Genomic DNA, 13,987 nt, shown 5'->3' on the forward strand with positions numbered 1-13,987 from the left:
GGCCGCCGGAGGCCGCGGCGCCGATCGCCGCTCCGCCCGCGCCGCCGATGAGGGCGCCGCCCGCGGCGCGTTCGCCGGGCGTATTGCAGCCGGCGAGCGGCGCGGCCATGGCCAACGCCGCCGCCAGAACCAAAATCTTCTTCATGGAGTGTCCCTTCCCCCGTGTGAGCCCATGCGAGGCGCCCGGCCCGCGGCGAATTCGTCAAAACACGACGCGCGATTCGCAGCAGCCGAGCCCGAGACAACTTTCGGAAACCGGCGAAAAGATGACACCTATCGACGCAAATCCCTATAAATCCCACATTTTCGTCGCGGCTCGCGGACTCGCTACAAAAATGCTGGTCATGCCCGGCCTCGCGCTCGCCTTTTTGTCATGGGTCGAGCCAGCGCGCGCCGGCGATTCCTACCGCTGGCTGCAAGCGACGACCCGCGGCTGGCAGGCCCGCGCCATCACGCAGACCGACGCCTGTCCGAGCGCAGAGATCGACGGACGCCCTGTCGCAATGACGCCGCGCGCCCGACCGGGCGACGGTTTCCCCATCGTCATTTGCGCGGCGGATGTGCCGAAGGGCGCGAAAAGCCTCGCCATAGACGGGGCGCCATTGCCCCCGCCCCCGGCCCGCGTGAACAGGATTCTCGTGTTCGGAGACACCGGGTGCCGGCTCAAAGGCATATTTCTGCAGGACTGCAATTCGATCCGCGCCTGGCCCTTTCGCCTCACGGCGGATATGGCCGCCGAATTCGCGCCCGATCTCGTCATCCATGTCGGAGACTATCACTATCGCGAAAGCGCCTGTCCGCCGGGAATGAAGGGCTGCGCCGGCTCGCCGCATGGCGACAATTGGGAGACCTGGAAAGCCGATTTCTTCGACCCCGGCGCCGCTCTGCTGCGCGCCGCCCCCTGGGCGATGGTCCGAGGCAATCACGAGATATGCAAGCGCGCCGGCGAAGGATGGACCCGCGCCTTGTCGCCGCTGCCGCCGGCGGAAGACGCGAAATGCGCCGAACGCGAGCCGGCCTATCGCGTCGACATCGACGATCCGACGTTGTTCATCCTCGACACGACAGAGGCGGAGGAGCGAACCGTCGTCGGCGAGCAGGCGGCCTTTCTGCGCACGCAGCTCGCCGTCGCGAAGAATGTTCCCGGCCCCGTCTGGTATGCGTTTCACAAGCCGATATTTTCGCTGTTCCGCTCGCGGCTCGGCGAGACTCTCGGCGTCAACGAGACGCTGGCCGCCGCCGCTCACGACACGCTGCCGGCGAGCGTTCAGGCCATTCTATCGGGTCATCTGCACGCCTTCGAGGCCATCGGCTTTCGTGACGATCGCCCGGCGCAATTCGTCGTCGGCGTGGGCGGGACCGCCATGGACCCGCATATCCCCGCCAATTTCGATGGCGCGACGATCGGCGAGGCGACGGTCGAGCACGGCCGCGGGATCGCCGCCAAATTCGGCTTCGCGATCTTCGAGCGCGGGGATGGCGAATGGATCGTCACCAATTACGACGCCCATGCGGAGCCACTGCTGCGCTGCCATTTGCGCGGGCGCAAGCTCGATTGCGAGTGACGCGACGTCAGCCGCGGCGCGGCGCTCCGCCGTCGACGCAGTTCACAAAGAGGCGTACTTCCGGTCTTCGCGGCTTCCGCGACCACGAAGATACGAAGGACAGGCCCGAGCTCAACGCGTCAGAGCTTGCTCGATCGCGACGCTGACGGCGTCGACCGGCGCCATGCCGTCCACCTGCTTCAGCTCGCCTTTGCGGGCGTAATAATGCGATACAGGCGCGGTCTGCGTGCGATAGGCGTCCAGACGAGTCTTGAACGCTTGCGGATTGTCGTCCGCGCGAACGTCGCCGCCGCGCGCCCGGGTCTCGTCGACTCTGTTCTGCATACGCGCGAGCAGCGCATTCTCGTCGACGCTGAGCTCGATGACGGCGTCGAGCTTCAGCCCCTCGCGAACGAGCAGATCGTCCAAGGCCTGCGCCTGCGCCACGGTGCGCGGGAAACCATCGAGAATGAAGCCCTTGGCGGCGTCCTTCTCCTTGATGCGCTGACCGATGATGCCGACGACGACAGCGTCGGGCACCAGCGCGCCGCGATCCATGATCTCCTTGGCCTCGAGGCCGATCGGCGTCCTGGCCTCGACGGCGGCGCGCAGCATGTCGCCGGTCGAAAGCTGAGGGATCGCATATTTCGCGACCAGCCGAGCCGATTGCGTGCCCTTGCCCGCGCCCGGCGGTCCGAGCAGAACCAGCCTCATTTGCGTCGCCCGCGTAGCTTCGTCTTACGGATCAGGCCCTCGTATTGATGAGCCTGGAGATGACCGTGGATCTGCGCCACCGTATCCATCGTCACGCTCACCACGATGAGCAGCGAGGTGCCGCCGAAATAGAAGGGCAGATTGGCGTAGGAGATCAGCATCTCCGGCAGCAGGCAGATCACCGCGAGATAAGCGGCGCCGAGCACGGTGATGCGCATCAGCACGTCGTCGATGAATTTCGACGTCCGCTCGCCGGGACGAATGCCGGGGATGAAGCCGCCATGCTTCTTGAGATTGTCCGCCGTCTCCGTCGGATTGAAGACGATGGCCGTGTAAAAGAAGGCGAAGAAGACGATCAGCCCGACGTAGGACAGCATGTAGAGCGGCCGTCCGTGCCCGAAATAGGCCGAGATGGTCGCAAAAATATTGTCCGTGCCCTGCGTCTGATAAAAATTCGCGATCGTCGTCGGCAGCAGCAGCAGCGAGGAGGCGAAGATCGGCGGAATGACGCCGGCGGTGTTGAGCTTGAGCGGCAGGAAGGAGGTCTGGCCTTCATAGACGCGATTGCCGTGCTGGCGTTTCGGATAGGTGATCAGCAATCGCCTCTGCGCTCGCTCCATATAGACTATGAAGGCGATGACGAAGAAGGACATGGCTATCACGCCGAGGATGATTCCGGTCGAAATCGCGCCCTGCTTGCCGAGCTCGAGCGTGCTCAGAACCGCGGCCGGAAAGGCCGCGACAATGCCCGCGAAGATGATCAGCGAGGAGCCGTTGCCGATGCCGCGCGAGGTGATCTGCTCGCCGAGCCACATAAGGAACATGGTGCCGCCGACCAGAGTGACGACGGTGGTGAGGCGGAAGAACAGCCCCGGCTCGGTGACGACGCCCTGCTGCCCCTCGAGGCCGATGGCCATGCCATAGGCCTGGAAGGTCGCCAGAATGACGGTGAGATAGCGCGTATATTGATTGAGGACCTTGCGGCCCTGCTCGCCCTCCTTCTTCACCTGCTCGAGCGAGGGAATGACCGTCGTGAGCAGCTGAATGATGATGGAGGCGGAGATATAGGGCATGATGTTCAGCGCGAAGATCGCGCTGCGCTGAACCGCGCCGCCGGCGAACATGTTGAACAGCTCGAGCACGCCCTTCGACTGGCCGAAGAAGCTCTTGGCGAAGGCGTCCGGGTCGATGCCCGGCAACGGCACATAAGTGCCGAGACGATAGACGATCAGCGCGCCGAGCGTGAACCAGATCCGTTTCTTGAGCTCGTCCGCCTTGCTGAAAGCGGAAAAATTGACGTTGGCCGCAAGCTGTTCGGCTGCCGATGCCATGGGCGAGGCTCCCTCGTCGCGCGCCGCGCGGTTTCTTTTAAGCGAGCGTCGAAGCGACGCAGCGCTGCCCGCCGCGACGCCGCGCTCCGTTTTCGGCCAAGCCCTGTCGAAAGGGCCGGACCCGGCGCATGTCTATCGCACGATGTCGGCGAAAAAAAAGTCTAGCCTCTTTTCGCCGGCTCGCACAGGCGACTCCGTATCACGACGGATGGGCGGATCGCCAGTTTTTTGGTCGATACGACTAACTTCGAGGCGGCAAAAGGAGCCGCCTCGATTTATCGCTCGCTTTTCGCGCAGCCGCAGGGCGTCGGCTCAGGCCGAGACCGGCTCTTCCGCCACGACGAGCAGCTTGATCGAGCCGCCGACGGCCTCGATCGCGGCCAGGGCCGATTTCGAAGCGGCCGCGACCTCGAAGGCGAGCTTCGCCTCCAGCTTGCCATTGCCGAGGATCTTCACGCCGTCGCGCGGCTTCGAGATCACGCCGGCGGCGATCAGCGCCTCGAGCGTGACCGGAGTGGCGGCGTCGAGCTTCCCGGCCTCCACAGCCTGCTGAATGCGGCCGAGATTGACCTCGTTATAGTCGGTCGAGAAGGGGTTGTAGAAACCGCGCTTCGGCAGACGACGATGCAGCGGCATCTGGCCGCCCTCGAAGCCTTTCACAGCGACGCCAGTGCGGGCTTTTTGACCCTTGACGCCGCGACCCGCGGTCTTGCCCTTGCCGGAGCCGATGCCGCGGCCGACGCGCATACGGTTCTTGCTGGCGCCGGGATTGTCGGAGAGATCGTTGAGCTTCACCATTGTCCCGGCCCTCACTTCTCGTCGACGATTTTGACGAGATGCGCGACTTTCGCGATCATCCCGCGCACGGCGGGCGTGTCCTCGAGCGTGCGACGACGGCCGATGCGGGTGAGGCCGAGGCCCGTCAGCGTCCTACGCTGACGATCCGGACGGCCGGTCGCGCTGCCGGTCTGCTCGATGGTAATCTTCTTCTCGCTCATCGCAAGCCCTCCCCTCAGGCGTCGACGGCTTCGGCCTCGGCGCCCTGACGGCGCGCCTGAAGCGCGGAAACCTTGAGAGAACGGCGCGCCGCGACCGAACGCGGAGAATCCTCGCGCTCGAGCGCGTCGAACGTCGCGCGGATCATGTTGTAGGGATTGGACGAGCCCTGGCTCTTGGCCACGACGTCGTGAACCCCGAGGGTCTCGAACACGGCGCGCATCGGGCCGCCGGCGATGATGCCGGTGCCGGGAGGCGCGGCGCGCAGCACGACGCGGCCCGCGCCATGGCGGCCGTTGACGTCGTGATGCAGCGTGCGGCCTTCGCGCAGCGGCACGCGGATCAGCGCGCGCTTGGCGGCTTCCGTGGCCTTGCGGATCGCTTCCGGCACCTCGCGCGCCTTGCCGTGGCCATAGCCGACGCGGCCTTTCTGATCGCCGACGACGACGAGCGCGGCGAAGCCGAAACGCCGACCGCCCTTCACCACTTTGGCGACGCGGTTGATATGGACCAGACGATCCACGAACTCATTGTCGCGATCGTCCCGATCCCGGTCGCGGCCGCGGCCGCCTTCAGGTTCACGAGCCATTTTCTCTTCCGTCACTTACGCGGCAATATCGCCGCTCGCTTGGGGTCCTTTTCCCTCTCCCGCCTGCGGGAGAGGAGGGCCTCGCGAAGCGAGGTCGGGTGAGGGCCCGCGCCCTTTTTCCGACCAAGTCGCAACGGCCCTCATCCGTCGCCGCCGAAAGCCGGGCGTCTCGCAAACGCCCTATGGCGGCGACACCTTCTCCCGCAGAGCAGGAGAAGGGTTTTAAAACTGCAGGCCGCCCTCGCGGGCGCCCTCGGCCAGCGCCTGCACGCGGCCGTGATAGATATAGGCGCCGCGATCGAACACCACTTCCGTGATGCCCTGGGCGACGGCGCGCTCCGCGATCTGCTTGCCGACGAGATGCGCCGCTTCCTTGTTGGCGCCCGTCTTCAGCGTCTCGCGATTGGCCTTCTCGAGCGTCGAGGCGGAGACGATGGTCACGCCCTTCTCGTCGTCGATGATCTGCGCATAGATCTGCTCCGAGGAGCGGAACACCGACAGACGCGGGCGTCCATAGGCGCGCGCGCGAATGCTCCGACGGACCCGGGCCTTGCGCCGGGCGGCTGCATTTACGTCCTTTGCCATGGCTCGCGTCCTTACTTCTTCTTGCCTTCCTTGCGGAAGATGAATTCGCCGGCGTATTTCACGCCCTTGCCCTTATAGGGCTCGGGGCCGCGCAACGCACGAATCTCGGCGGCGACCTGACCGACCTGGCGCTTGTCCACGCCGGAGATGGTGATCTCCGTCGGCTTGGGCGTCACGATCGCTATGCCGGCCGGGATCGGATAGTTCACGTCGTGCGAATAGCCGAGCGCGAGCTGCAGATTCTTGCCGGCGACCGCGGCGCGATAACCGACGCCGTTGATCTCGAGCTTCTTCTCGAAGCCGCTGGTGACGCCGATCACCAGATTATTCACCTGAGCGCGCGACGTGCCCCACAGAGCGCGAGCGCGCTTGCTGCTCGAGCGCGGGTCGACCTTGATCGAATTGCCGTCCTGAGTCACCGCGACATCGTCGGGAACCCGGAACTGCAGCTCGCCCTTCGCGCCCTTCACCTGGACGAGCTGGCCGTCGACCTTCGCGGTCACGCCGGCCGGCACGATGACGGGCTTCTTGCCGATACGAGACATGGTTGAAGTCCTATCCCAATTCCTGCGAGCCTCGGTCAGAAGACCTTGGCAAGCACCTCGCCGCCGACATTGTTCTCGCGGGCCTTGTGATCGGCCATGACGCCCTTGGGCGTCGACACGATGGTGATGCCGAGGCCATTAGCCACGCGCGGCGTCTTATCGACGCCCGCATAGACCCGGCGGCCCGGACGCGAGACGCGCTCGATCGTCTTGATGACCGGCTCGCCGTCGAAATATTTCAGCTCGATCTCGAACTCGGTGCGGCCATTGCCGAAATCCGTGGTCGTGTAGCCGCGGATGTAGCCTTCTTCCTTCAGCACGTCGAGAACATGGCCGCGCAGGCGCGAGCCCGGCGTCTGGACCTTGTCCTTGCGGCGCATCTGCGCATTGCGGATACGGGTGAGCAGATCGCCCAACGGATCGCTGATCGACATTCGCTCTCTCCCTTACCAGCTGGACTTCACGAGACCGGGGATGAGGCCGCGCGAGCCGAGCTCGCGCAGCGCCACGCGCGACAGCTTCAGCTTGCGATAGAAAGCGCGCGGACGTCCCGAAACCTCGCAGCGATTGCGAATGCGAATCGCTGCGGAATTGCGCGGCAGCTCGGCGAGCTTGAGGCGCGCCTCGAACCGCTCTTCCGCCGTCAACGCCTCGTCATTCGCCTTCGCCTTCAGCCGCTCGCGGCGGCCGGCATAGGCCTTGGCGAGCTTCGCCCTGCGCTTGTTGGTCTCGATCGAACTCTTCTTGGCCATTTTCTATGCCTTCGGTTTCCGCGTTTGAGACTTATCGTCTCACTGCCGGAACGGGAAATTGAACGCGCGCAGGAGCGCGCGCGCCTCGTCGTCCGTCTTCGCCGTCGTCACGACGATGACGTCCATGCCGAGGATCGACTCGGCCTTGTCATAGTCGATCTCGGGAAACACGATATGCTCCTTGATGCCGAGGGCGTAGGAGCCGCGTCCGTCGAAGGACTTGGGATTGAGGCCACGGAAGTCGCGAACGCGCGGCAGCGCGATCGTGATCAGGCGGTCCAGAAATTCATACATGCGCGTCTTGCGCAGCGTGACCTTGGCGCCGATCGGCATGTTCTCGCGGACCTTGAAGGTCGAGATCGCCTTGCGGGCGCGCGTCACCACCGGCTTCTGGCCCGCGATCAGCGCGAGGTCGCCGGCCGCGGCCGTCACCTTCTTGCTGTCGTTGACCGCCTCGCCGACGCCCATGTTCAGCACGATCTTCTCGATCGCCGGCACCTCGAAAGCGTTCTTATAGCCGAACTCTTCCATGAGCTTGGCGCGAACCACTTCCTCATAGTGCTTTTTCAGCCGGACCTCATAGGGTCCCTCGGGAAGCGTCTTTGGTCCGGCGGAACGTCCCTCGCCGTCATGCGACGCCGAGGAGGGAGCGGATTTCGACTTGCCGGCCTTCTTGGCCTCGCCTTCCGCCTTCGGAGCCTTGGCGGCTTTCGGCTTCTTTTCCTCAGCCATCGATCTGTTCTCCGGAACGCTTGGCGATGCGGACCTTGCGGCCGTCATCGAGAGTCTTGAAACCGACACGCGTCGGCTTGCCGTCCTTGGGATCGGCGATCGCGATGTTGGAGAGGTCGAGCGCCGCCGGCTTGGTGACGATGCCCGCTTCCTGCGTGCGCGTCTGGCGTTGATGGCGCTTGACGAGATTGACGCCCTCGACAACGGCGCGACCTTCGGTCGGCAGCACCTGGATCACCTGACCCGAGCGGCCCTTGTCGCGGCCGGTGAGAACGACGACCTTGTCGCCTTTCTTGATTTTCGCGGCCATTACAGCACCTCCGGCGCGAGCGAGATGATCTTCATATGGTTCTTGGCGCGCAGCTCGCGCGGCACCGGTCCGAAGATACGCGTGCCGATCGGCTCTTTCTGATTGTTGATCAGAACCGCCGCATTGGAATCGAAGCGGATCACCGAGCCGTCGGCGCGCTTGATGTCCTTGGCCGTGCGCACCACGACCGCCTTGAGCACGTCGCCCTTCTTCACGCGACCGCGCGGGATCGCCTCCTTGATCGAGACGACGATAATGTCGCCGACGCCGGCGTATTTGCGCTTGGAGCCGCCCAGCACCTTGATGCACATGACGCGGCGGGCGCCAGAATTATCGGCGACATCGAGATTTGTCTGCATCTGTATCATGGCTTATCCCGCCTTTCGTCTCGGTCTGGTTTCGGTCCCCCGACTTCGTCCGAGAAAACCATTTCACACGTCTCGTCTTTTCGAAGGCCTCAGGCCTTGTCGGCGGCTTCGACCACTCGCCAGCGCTTCAGCCGCGAGATCGGAGCCGTCTCCTCGATCGTGACCTCGTCGCCGACCTTGAAAGTCTGCGCCTCGTCATGCGCATGATAATTTTTCGTGCGACGAACGGTCTTCTTGAACAGCGGATGGGTGAAGCGGCGCTCCACCTTCACCACCACGGTCTTGTTCTGCTTGTCGCTGACGACGACGCCCTGAAGAATTCGCTTCGGCATTGGCGCTCTCTCAACTCTGTTGTTCAGCGCGCTTCTGCGCGGCGATGGATTTGGCGCGGGCGATGTCGCGGCGAACGACGCGCACGCGCGCCGTGTTCTCGAGCTGTCCCGTCGCGCGCTGAAAGCGCAGATTGAACTGCTCTTTCTTCAGCTTCAGCACTTCCTCGTCCAGCAGATCGAGAGAGAGCGCGCGAAGATCGGAGACGCGTTGCTTGTTCGTGCTCATGGTCGCAATCCTCACTCGGCGATGCGTTCGATGAAGCGCGTCTTGATCGGCAGCTTCGCAGCGGCGAGCGTCAGCGCCTCACGCGCGAGCTCGCCGGAGACGCCGTCGACCTCGAACATGATGCGGCCCGGGGCGACGCGCACGGCCCAGAGTTCCGGCGCGCCCTTGCCCTTACCCATGCGCACTTCGGTCGGCTTTTTGGAGACCGGCACATCGGGGAAGATGCGGATCCAGACGCGGCCGGCGCGCTTCATATGGCGCGTCATGGCGCGGCGGGCCGCCTCGATCTGGCGCGCGGTGATGCGCTCCGGCTCGAGAGCCTTGAGGCCGAACTGCCCGAAATTCAGCGAAAAGCCGCCCTTGGCGTTTCCGTGAATGCGGCCTTTGAAGGCCTTGCGGAACCTGGTGCGTTTGGGTTGCAACATGATGTCGAACTCTCGAAATTAGGCCGCGTCGCGCGGCTCGCGCGGCTCGCGACGGCGACGCTCGCCATGATGTTCGCGCTCACCGCCGCCGGCGGCCTGCTCGGCCAGACGCTTGTCCTGCGCCATCGGATCATGCTCGAGGATCTCGCCCTTGAAGATCCAGACCTTGATGCCGCAAGCGCCGTAAGCCGTATGCGCGGTCGCGACGCCGTAGTCGACATCGGCGCGCAGCGTATGCAGCGGCACGCGGCCCTCGCGATACCATTCCAGGCGCGCGATCTCCGCGCCGCCGAGACGGCCCGAGCAATTGATGCGAATGCCCTGCGCTCCGAGGCGGATCGCCGACTGCACGGCGCGCTTCATCGCGCGGCGGAAGGCGACGCGGCGCTCGAGCTGCTGCGCGATCGAATCGGCGACCAGCGTCGCCTCGACCTCGGGCTTGCGCACCTCGACGATGTTGATCACCACTTCGCTGCCGGTGAGCTTGCCGACCAGCTTGCGGATCTTGTCGATATCCGCGCCCTTCTTGCCGATGACCACGCCCGGACGAGCCGAGTGGATGGTCACGCGGCACTTCTTGTGCGGGCGTTCGATGATGATGCGCGACACCGCAGCCTGCTTGAGATTTTTCGTCACCGCGGCGCGAATGGCGAGATCCTCGTGCAGCAGCTTGGCGTATTCGCCCTTGCTCGCGAACCAGCGCGAATCCCAGGTGCGGTTGACGCCGAGGCGCAGCCCGATCGGATTGACCTTCTGACCCATCGTTGGCTCCCTTTAGGCTTTCGCCGGCGTTTCGACTTCGCGGACGATGATCGTCAGATTCGCGAAGGGCTTCTCGATGCGGCTCGAGCGGCCACGGGCGCGCGCCGCGAAGCGCCGCATCACCAGCGACTTGCCGACGAAGGCCTGCGCGACGATCAGATCGTCGACGTCGAGACCGTGATTGTTCTCGGCGTTGGCGATGGCGCTCTCCAGGGTCTTCTTGACCTCGTGAGCGATGCGCTTACGCGAGAATTCGAGATCGGCGAGAGCGCGATCGACCTTCTTGCCGCGGATGAGCTGCGCCAGAAGATTGAGCTTCTGCGGGGAGACGCGCAGCGTGTTGGCGACGGCTTTCGCCTCATTGTCGGCCAGCGCGCGCGGATTGCTCGGCTTGGACATGTTCGTCAGCCCCTCTTCGACTTCTTGTCCGCCGCATGACCGTGGAAGGTGCGCGTCGGAGAGAATTCGCCGAACTTGTGCCCGATCATGTCTTCGCTGACAGACACGGGCACATGCTTGTGGCCATTGTGCACGCCGAAGGTGAGACCCACGAACTGCGGCAGAATGGTGGAGCGGCGGCTCCAGATCTTGATGATGTCATTGCGTCCCGAGGCGCGCGCGGTCTCCGCCTTCTTCAGCAGATAGCCGTCGACGAACGGGCCTTTCCAGATAGAGCGAGCCATGGATCAGCCCTTCTTCTTCTTGGCGTGCCGCGAGGACACGATGAATTTGTCGGTCTTCTTGTTCGTGCGGGTCTTCTTGCCCTTGGTCGGCTTGCCCCAGGGCGTGACCGGATGACGGCCGCCCGAGGTGCGGCCTTCGCCGCCGCCGTGCGGATGGTCGACCGGGTTCATGGTGACGCCGCGATTGTGCGGGCGACGGCCGAGCCAGCGCGAACGACCCGCCTTGCCGAGCGAGATGTTCATGTGATCGGGATTCGACACCGCGCCGATGGTCGCGAAGCACTGGCCATGCACGAGACGCTGCTCGCCCGAGTTCAGGCGGAGGATCACATAGCCCTGATCGCGGCCGACGATCTGCGCGTAATTGCCCGCCGAGCGCGCGATCGCGCCGCCCTTGCCGATCTTGATCTCGACGTTGTGGACGATCGTGCCGACCGGGATATTGCCGATCGGCATGGCGTTGCCGGGCTTCACGTCGACCTGGGCGCCCGACACCACCTCGTCGCCGACCGAAAGACGCTGCGGCGCGAGAATGTAGGACAGCTCGTCATCCGCATAACGGATGAGCGCGATGAAGGCCGTGCGGTTCGGATCATATTCGATCCGCTCCACCTTGCCGACGACATCGAGCTTGCGGCGCTTGAAGTCGACGAGCCGATAGGCCTGCTTATGGCCGCCGCCGCGGAAGCGCACGGTCACGCGGCCGTTATTGTTGCGGCCGCCCTTGGACGTCTTGCCCTCGGTGAGGGTTTTGACGGGCTTGCCCTTGTGGAGACCGCTACGGTCGACGATGACGAGCTGGCGAAGGCTCGGCGTGACCGGCTTGAATGTCTTCAGCGCCATGGTTTTGTCCTCGAGCCTGCCTTTAGAGTCCCGTCGTCACGTCGATCTTATGGCCTTCGGCCAGCGTGACGACCGCCTTCTTCACATCCGACTGGCGGCCGCGCACGCCCTTGAAGGCCCGCAGCTTGCCCTTGCGCAGCAGCGTGTTGACGGCCTCGACCTTCACGTCGAACAAGCCTTCCACCGCCGCCTTGATCTGCGGCTTGGTGGCGGTCTTGGCGACATTGAAGACCACTTTGTTCTGCTCCGAAGCGATCGTCGCCTTCTCGGTGATGACCGGGGAGACGATCACGTCGTAATGGCGCACATCCTTGCTCATTTCAGGCGCGCCTCCAGCGCATCGACCGCGGCGCGGGTGAGCACGAGCTTCTCACGGCGCAGAATGTCGTAGACGTTGACGCCCTGGACCGGCAGCACGTCGATCCGCGGCAGATTGCGAGCCGCCAGCGCGAAATTCACCTGCGGCTCGGCGCCGTCGATGATGAGCGCGCTCGAGAGCCCGGTCTTGTCGAAACCGGCTTTCAACAGCTTCGTCCGGGGCTCGGCCAGATCGGCGTTCTCCCAAATGACGATCGCCCCATCCTTGGCCTTGGCCGAGAGCGCGTGCTTCAGAGCGAGGACGCGCACCTTCTTGGGCAGATCGTGCTCATGACTGCGCACCACCGGACCGAAGGCGCGGCCGCCGCCGATGAATTGCGGCGCGCGCCGCGATCCGTGACGAGCGCCGCCCGTGCCCTTCTGCTTGTGCAGCTTCTTGCCTGTGCGGGCGATGTCGGCGCGGTTCTTCACCGCATGGGTGCCGGCGCGCCGCTTGGCGAGCTGCCAGCGGATCATGCGGAAGATGAGATCCTGGCGCGGTTCGAGCCCGAAAATCTCGTCCGCCAGCTCGATCGAGCCGGCTTCCTGGCCGTCGTACGACGTGACGCTGATCTGCACCACGGCTCAGTCCTCCTTCTTGTCTTCTTGCGCGGCGGGAGCTTCCGCCAGACGATATTTGCCGGGCTGCGGCGCCTCGGCCGGCAGCGCCCGCTTCACCGCGTCGCGCACAAAAATCCAGCCGCCGGCATGTCCGGGCACGGAGCCCTCGACCAGCAGCAGGCCGCGCTCGACATCGGTCTGCACGACCCGCAGATTCTGCGTGGTCACGCGGTCGACGCCCATATGGCCGGCCATTTTCTTGTTCTTGAAGGTCTTGCCGGGGTCCTGACGACCGCCGGTCGAACCATGCGAGCGATGCGACACCGACACGCCGTGGGTGGCGCGCAGACCGCCGAAGTTCCAACGCTTCATCGGGCCGGCGAAACCCTTGCCGATCGTCGTGCCGGTCACGTCGACGAATTGGCCGACCACGAAATGATCGGCCGTGATCTCGGCGCCGACGGGAAGCAGCTCCGTCTCCGCGACGCGAAACTCGGCGAGCTTGAGCTTCGGCTCGACCTTGGCGACGGCGAAGCGGCCGCGCTCGGCCTTGGAGACGTTCTTCACCTTGGCGCGGCCGATGCCGAGCTGTACGGCGGTGTAGCCGTTCTGCTCCATGGTCCGATGGGCGACGACTTGGCAGCCGTCGAGCTTCAGCACCGTGACCGGCACATGCTCGCCCGCTTCGGTGAAGACGCGGGTCATTCCGACCTTTTGCGCGATGACGCCAGACCGCATGATCTCTTCCTTCGAAAGGCGCATCGCTCTACTGGCGAGAGGCGCCCGGTTCATTTCTGTTCTTTAGAGCTTGATTTCGACGTCGACGCCGGCGGCGAGGTCGAGCTTCATCAGCGCGTCCACGGTTTGCGGGGTCGGATCGACGATATCGAGCACGCGCTTGTGAGTCCTGATCTCGAACTGCTCGCGCGATTTCTTGTCGATGTGCGGCGAGCGGTTCACCGTGAACTTCTCGATCTTGGTCGGCAGCGGGATCGGACCGCGCACCTGAGCGCCCGTGCGCTTGGCGGTGGAGACGATCTCTTTCGTCGACGTATCGAGAATCCGGTGATCGAACGCCTTGAGGCGAATCCGGATATTCTGTCCGTTCATCAGCGTCTTCCTCTTGGACCGCGAGCCGCGGCGCGCTCTGGGCCGCGAGCCGTGAAGGCTCGCAGGCCGTTTCTACGAATGCGAGGCGCGACGCCCCGCGGTCCAAATTCCTTATTCGATGATCGAGGCGACGACGCCGGCGCCGACGGTGCGGCCGCCTTCGCGGATGGCGAAGCGCAGCTTCTCCTCCATGGCGATCGGAACGATGAGGTTCACCTCCAT

Annotated in this window: 24 protein-coding genes and 1 pseudogene; 1 reads left to right on the forward strand and 24 read right to left on the reverse strand. The window is 64.6% G+C overall.

Annotation, left to right across the window (positions count from 1 at the left end):
• The first annotated feature begins 266 nt into the window (after positions 1 to 266).
• On the forward strand, positions 267 to 1,565 hold the full coding sequence (locus FMZ75_RS19715; protein WP_166145678.1) for a metallophosphoesterase: 1,299 nt from the start codon (positions 267 to 269) through the stop codon (positions 1,563 to 1,565).
• 111 nt (positions 1,566 to 1,676) lie between these two features.
• On the opposite strand, the gene FMZ75_RS19720 is transcribed toward FMZ75_RS19715, so the two are convergent.
• The 24 genes and pseudogenes from FMZ75_RS19720 to FMZ75_RS19835 form a co-directional block, all read right to left on the reverse strand.
• Positions 1,677 to 2,258 (reverse strand): adenylate kinase, encoded by a 582-nt coding sequence (locus FMZ75_RS19720; protein ID WP_166145681.1) that lies wholly within the window; start codon positions 2,256 to 2,258, stop codon positions 1,677 to 1,679.
• On the reverse strand, positions 2,255 to 3,589 hold the full coding sequence (gene secY / locus FMZ75_RS19725) for a preprotein translocase subunit SecY (RefSeq protein WP_108918345.1): 1,335 nt from the start codon (positions 3,587 to 3,589) through the stop codon (positions 2,255 to 2,257). The genes FMZ75_RS19720 and secY overlap by 4 nt, the downstream gene beginning before the upstream one ends.
• 312 nt (positions 3,590 to 3,901) lie before the next feature.
• Positions 3,902 to 4,384 (reverse strand): 50S ribosomal protein L15, encoded by a 483-nt coding sequence (rplO, locus tag FMZ75_RS19730; RefSeq protein ID WP_108918364.1) that lies wholly within the window; start codon positions 4,382 to 4,384, stop codon positions 3,902 to 3,904.
• A gap of 14 nt (positions 4,385 to 4,398) precedes the next feature.
• Positions 4,399 to 4,587 carry a 50S ribosomal protein L30 gene (rpmD, locus tag FMZ75_RS19735; protein ID WP_108918346.1) on the reverse strand — a complete coding sequence of 63 codons (189 nt, stop codon included), beginning with the start codon at positions 4,585 to 4,587 and terminating at the stop codon, positions 4,399 to 4,401.
• Between the two features lie 14 nt (positions 4,588 to 4,601).
• Positions 4,602 to 5,174, reverse strand: coding sequence for a 30S ribosomal protein S5 (gene rpsE / locus FMZ75_RS19740; protein ID WP_018266623.1), 573 nt, complete (start codon positions 5,172 to 5,174; stop codon positions 4,602 to 4,604).
• 222 nt (positions 5,175 to 5,396) lie between these two features.
• Entirely contained in the window at positions 5,397 to 5,759 is a 363-nt protein-coding gene (gene rplR, locus FMZ75_RS19745; protein WP_108918347.1) for a 50S ribosomal protein L18, read from the reverse strand.
• Positions 5,760 to 5,770: 11 nt separating this feature from the next.
• The gene (gene rplF, locus FMZ75_RS19750; protein ID WP_142862434.1) at positions 5,771 to 6,304 is read right to left on the reverse strand and encodes a 50S ribosomal protein L6; all 534 of its coding nucleotides are present in this window, start codon (positions 6,302 to 6,304) and stop codon (positions 5,771 to 5,773) included.
• A 35-nt stretch (positions 6,305 to 6,339) separates the two neighbouring features.
• Positions 6,340 to 6,738, reverse strand: a complete 399-nt coding sequence (rpsH, locus tag FMZ75_RS19755) for a 30S ribosomal protein S8 (protein ID WP_018266626.1) — start codon at positions 6,736 to 6,738, stop codon at positions 6,340 to 6,342.
• Between the two features lie 12 nt (positions 6,739 to 6,750).
• Positions 6,751 to 7,056, reverse strand: coding sequence for a 30S ribosomal protein S14 (rpsN, locus tag FMZ75_RS19760; RefSeq protein ID WP_003613528.1), 306 nt, complete (start codon positions 7,054 to 7,056; stop codon positions 6,751 to 6,753).
• A gap of 39 nt (positions 7,057 to 7,095) precedes the next feature.
• On the reverse strand, positions 7,096 to 7,788 hold the full coding sequence (gene rplE, locus FMZ75_RS19765) for a 50S ribosomal protein L5 (protein ID WP_166145684.1): 693 nt from the start codon (positions 7,786 to 7,788) through the stop codon (positions 7,096 to 7,098).
• A complete protein-coding gene (rplX, locus tag FMZ75_RS19770; protein WP_108918350.1) occupies positions 7,781 to 8,098 on the reverse strand; it encodes a 50S ribosomal protein L24 in 318 nt (105 codons plus the stop codon). The genes rplE and rplX overlap by 8 nt, the downstream gene beginning before the upstream one ends.
• Positions 8,098 to 8,466 carry a 50S ribosomal protein L14 gene (rplN, locus tag FMZ75_RS19775; protein WP_018266630.1) on the reverse strand — a complete coding sequence of 123 codons (369 nt, stop codon included), beginning with the start codon at positions 8,464 to 8,466 and terminating at the stop codon, positions 8,098 to 8,100. The genes rplX and rplN overlap by 1 nt, the downstream gene beginning before the upstream one ends.
• Before the next feature lie 89 nt (positions 8,467 to 8,555).
• Positions 8,556 to 8,798 (reverse strand): 30S ribosomal protein S17, encoded by a 243-nt coding sequence (gene rpsQ / locus FMZ75_RS19780; protein WP_018266631.1) that lies wholly within the window; start codon positions 8,796 to 8,798, stop codon positions 8,556 to 8,558.
• A gap of 10 nt (positions 8,799 to 8,808) precedes the next feature.
• Entirely contained in the window at positions 8,809 to 9,024 is a 216-nt protein-coding gene (gene rpmC, locus FMZ75_RS19785; protein WP_108918351.1) for a 50S ribosomal protein L29, read from the reverse strand.
• Between the two features lie 11 nt (positions 9,025 to 9,035).
• Positions 9,036 to 9,449 carry a 50S ribosomal protein L16 gene (rplP, locus tag FMZ75_RS19790; RefSeq protein ID WP_018266633.1) on the reverse strand — a complete coding sequence of 138 codons (414 nt, stop codon included), beginning with the start codon at positions 9,447 to 9,449 and terminating at the stop codon, positions 9,036 to 9,038.
• Positions 9,450 to 9,467: 18 nt separating this feature from the next.
• The gene (rpsC, locus tag FMZ75_RS19795) at positions 9,468 to 10,211 is read right to left on the reverse strand and encodes a 30S ribosomal protein S3 (RefSeq protein ID WP_108918352.1); all 744 of its coding nucleotides are present in this window, start codon (positions 10,209 to 10,211) and stop codon (positions 9,468 to 9,470) included.
• A 12-nt stretch (positions 10,212 to 10,223) separates the two neighbouring features.
• Positions 10,224 to 10,610, reverse strand: a complete 387-nt coding sequence (gene rplV, locus FMZ75_RS19800) for a 50S ribosomal protein L22 (protein WP_018266635.1) — start codon at positions 10,608 to 10,610, stop codon at positions 10,224 to 10,226.
• A gap of 5 nt (positions 10,611 to 10,615) precedes the next feature.
• Positions 10,616 to 10,894 carry a 30S ribosomal protein S19 gene (rpsS, locus tag FMZ75_RS19805; RefSeq protein WP_142862433.1) on the reverse strand — a complete coding sequence of 93 codons (279 nt, stop codon included), beginning with the start codon at positions 10,892 to 10,894 and terminating at the stop codon, positions 10,616 to 10,618.
• Between the two features lie 3 nt (positions 10,895 to 10,897).
• Positions 10,898 to 11,737: a 50S ribosomal protein L2 gene (gene rplB, locus FMZ75_RS19810; protein WP_108918353.1), complete on the reverse strand. Its 840-nt coding sequence runs from the start codon at positions 11,735 to 11,737 to the stop codon at positions 10,898 to 10,900.
• 22 nt (positions 11,738 to 11,759) lie between these two features.
• Complete coding sequence (locus FMZ75_RS19815; protein ID WP_024881009.1) at positions 11,760 to 12,056, reverse strand: 50S ribosomal protein L23; 297 nt, start codon at positions 12,054 to 12,056, stop codon at positions 11,760 to 11,762.
• Positions 12,053 to 12,673 (reverse strand): 50S ribosomal protein L4, encoded by a 621-nt coding sequence (gene rplD / locus FMZ75_RS19820; RefSeq protein ID WP_108918365.1) that lies wholly within the window; start codon positions 12,671 to 12,673, stop codon positions 12,053 to 12,055. The genes FMZ75_RS19815 and rplD overlap by 4 nt, the downstream gene beginning before the upstream one ends.
• Positions 12,674 to 12,679: 6 nt before the next feature.
• Positions 12,680 to 13,393, reverse strand: a complete 714-nt coding sequence (gene rplC / locus FMZ75_RS19825; RefSeq protein ID WP_108918366.1) for a 50S ribosomal protein L3 — start codon at positions 13,391 to 13,393, stop codon at positions 12,680 to 12,682.
• Between the two features lie 63 nt (positions 13,394 to 13,456).
• Positions 13,457 to 13,765, reverse strand: coding sequence for a 30S ribosomal protein S10 (rpsJ, locus tag FMZ75_RS19830; RefSeq protein WP_003613511.1), 309 nt, complete (start codon positions 13,763 to 13,765; stop codon positions 13,457 to 13,459).
• A gap of 111 nt (positions 13,766 to 13,876) precedes the next feature.
• A pseudogene (locus tag FMZ75_RS19835) lies at positions 13,877 to 13,987 on the reverse strand (elongation factor Tu); the annotation flags it as partial.

This window comes from Methylosinus sp. RM1 (assembly GCF_011378635.1).
Lineage (GTDB): Bacteria > Pseudomonadota > Alphaproteobacteria > Rhizobiales > Beijerinckiaceae > Methylosinus > Methylosinus sporium.

Coding starts and splice junctions, on each gene's coding strand:
- rplR (WP_108918347.1), bottom strand. CDS start 5,759: ATGGCAAAGGACGTAAATGCAGCCGCCCGGCGCAAGGCCCGGGTCCGT.
- rpsS (WP_142862433.1), bottom strand. CDS start 10,894: ATGGCTCGCTCTATCTGGAAAGGCCCGTTCGTCGACGGCTATCTGCTG.
- secY (WP_108918345.1), bottom strand. CDS start 3,589: ATGGCATCGGCAGCCGAACAGCTTGCGGCCAACGTCAATTTTTCCGCT.
- rplV (WP_018266635.1), bottom strand. CDS start 10,610: ATGTCCAAGCCGAGCAATCCGCGCGCGCTGGCCGACAATGAGGCGAAA.
- rpsC (WP_108918352.1), bottom strand. CDS start 10,211: ATGGGTCAGAAGGTCAATCCGATCGGGCTGCGCCTCGGCGTCAACCGC.
- rpsN (WP_003613528.1), bottom strand. CDS start 7,056: ATGGCCAAGAAGAGTTCGATCGAGACCAACAAGCGCAGGGCGAAGCTC.
- rpsE (WP_018266623.1), bottom strand. CDS start 5,174: ATGGCTCGTGAACCTGAAGGCGGCCGCGGCCGCGACCGGGATCGGGAC.
- rplN (WP_018266630.1), bottom strand. CDS start 8,466: ATGATACAGATGCAGACAAATCTCGATGTCGCCGATAATTCTGGCGCC.
- rplF (WP_142862434.1), bottom strand. CDS start 6,304: ATGTCTCGTATCGGCAAGAAGCCCGTCATCGTGCCGGCCGGCGTGACC.
- rpsJ (WP_003613511.1), bottom strand. CDS start 13,765: ATGAACGGACAGAATATCCGGATTCGCCTCAAGGCGTTCGATCACCGG.
- FMZ75_RS19715 (WP_166145678.1), top strand. CDS start 267: ATGACACCTATCGACGCAAATCCCTATAAATCCCACATTTTCGTCGCG.
- rplC (WP_108918366.1), bottom strand. CDS start 13,393: ATGCGGTCTGGCGTCATCGCGCAAAAGGTCGGAATGACCCGCGTCTTC.
- rpsQ (WP_018266631.1), bottom strand. CDS start 8,798: ATGCCGAAGCGAATTCTTCAGGGCGTCGTCGTCAGCGACAAGCAGAAC.
- rplE (WP_166145684.1), bottom strand. CDS start 7,788: ATGGCTGAGGAAAAGAAGCCGAAAGCCGCCAAGGCTCCGAAGGCGGAA.
- rplX (WP_108918350.1), bottom strand. CDS start 8,098: ATGGCCGCGAAAATCAAGAAAGGCGACAAGGTCGTCGTTCTCACCGGC.
- rpmC (WP_108918351.1), bottom strand. CDS start 9,024: ATGAGCACGAACAAGCAACGCGTCTCCGATCTTCGCGCGCTCTCTCTC.
- rplB (WP_108918353.1), bottom strand. CDS start 11,737: ATGGCGCTGAAGACATTCAAGCCGGTCACGCCGAGCCTTCGCCAGCTC.
- rpsH (WP_018266626.1), bottom strand. CDS start 6,738: ATGTCGATCAGCGATCCGTTGGGCGATCTGCTCACCCGTATCCGCAAT.
- FMZ75_RS19815 (WP_024881009.1), bottom strand. CDS start 12,056: ATGAGCAAGGATGTGCGCCATTACGACGTGATCGTCTCCCCGGTCATC.
- rpmD (WP_108918346.1), bottom strand. CDS start 4,587: ATGAGCGAGAAGAAGATTACCATCGAGCAGACCGGCAGCGCGACCGGC.
- FMZ75_RS19720 (WP_166145681.1), bottom strand. CDS start 2,258: ATGAGGCTGGTTCTGCTCGGACCGCCGGGCGCGGGCAAGGGCACGCAA.
- rplP (WP_018266633.1), bottom strand. CDS start 9,449: ATGTTGCAACCCAAACGCACCAGGTTCCGCAAGGCCTTCAAAGGCCGC.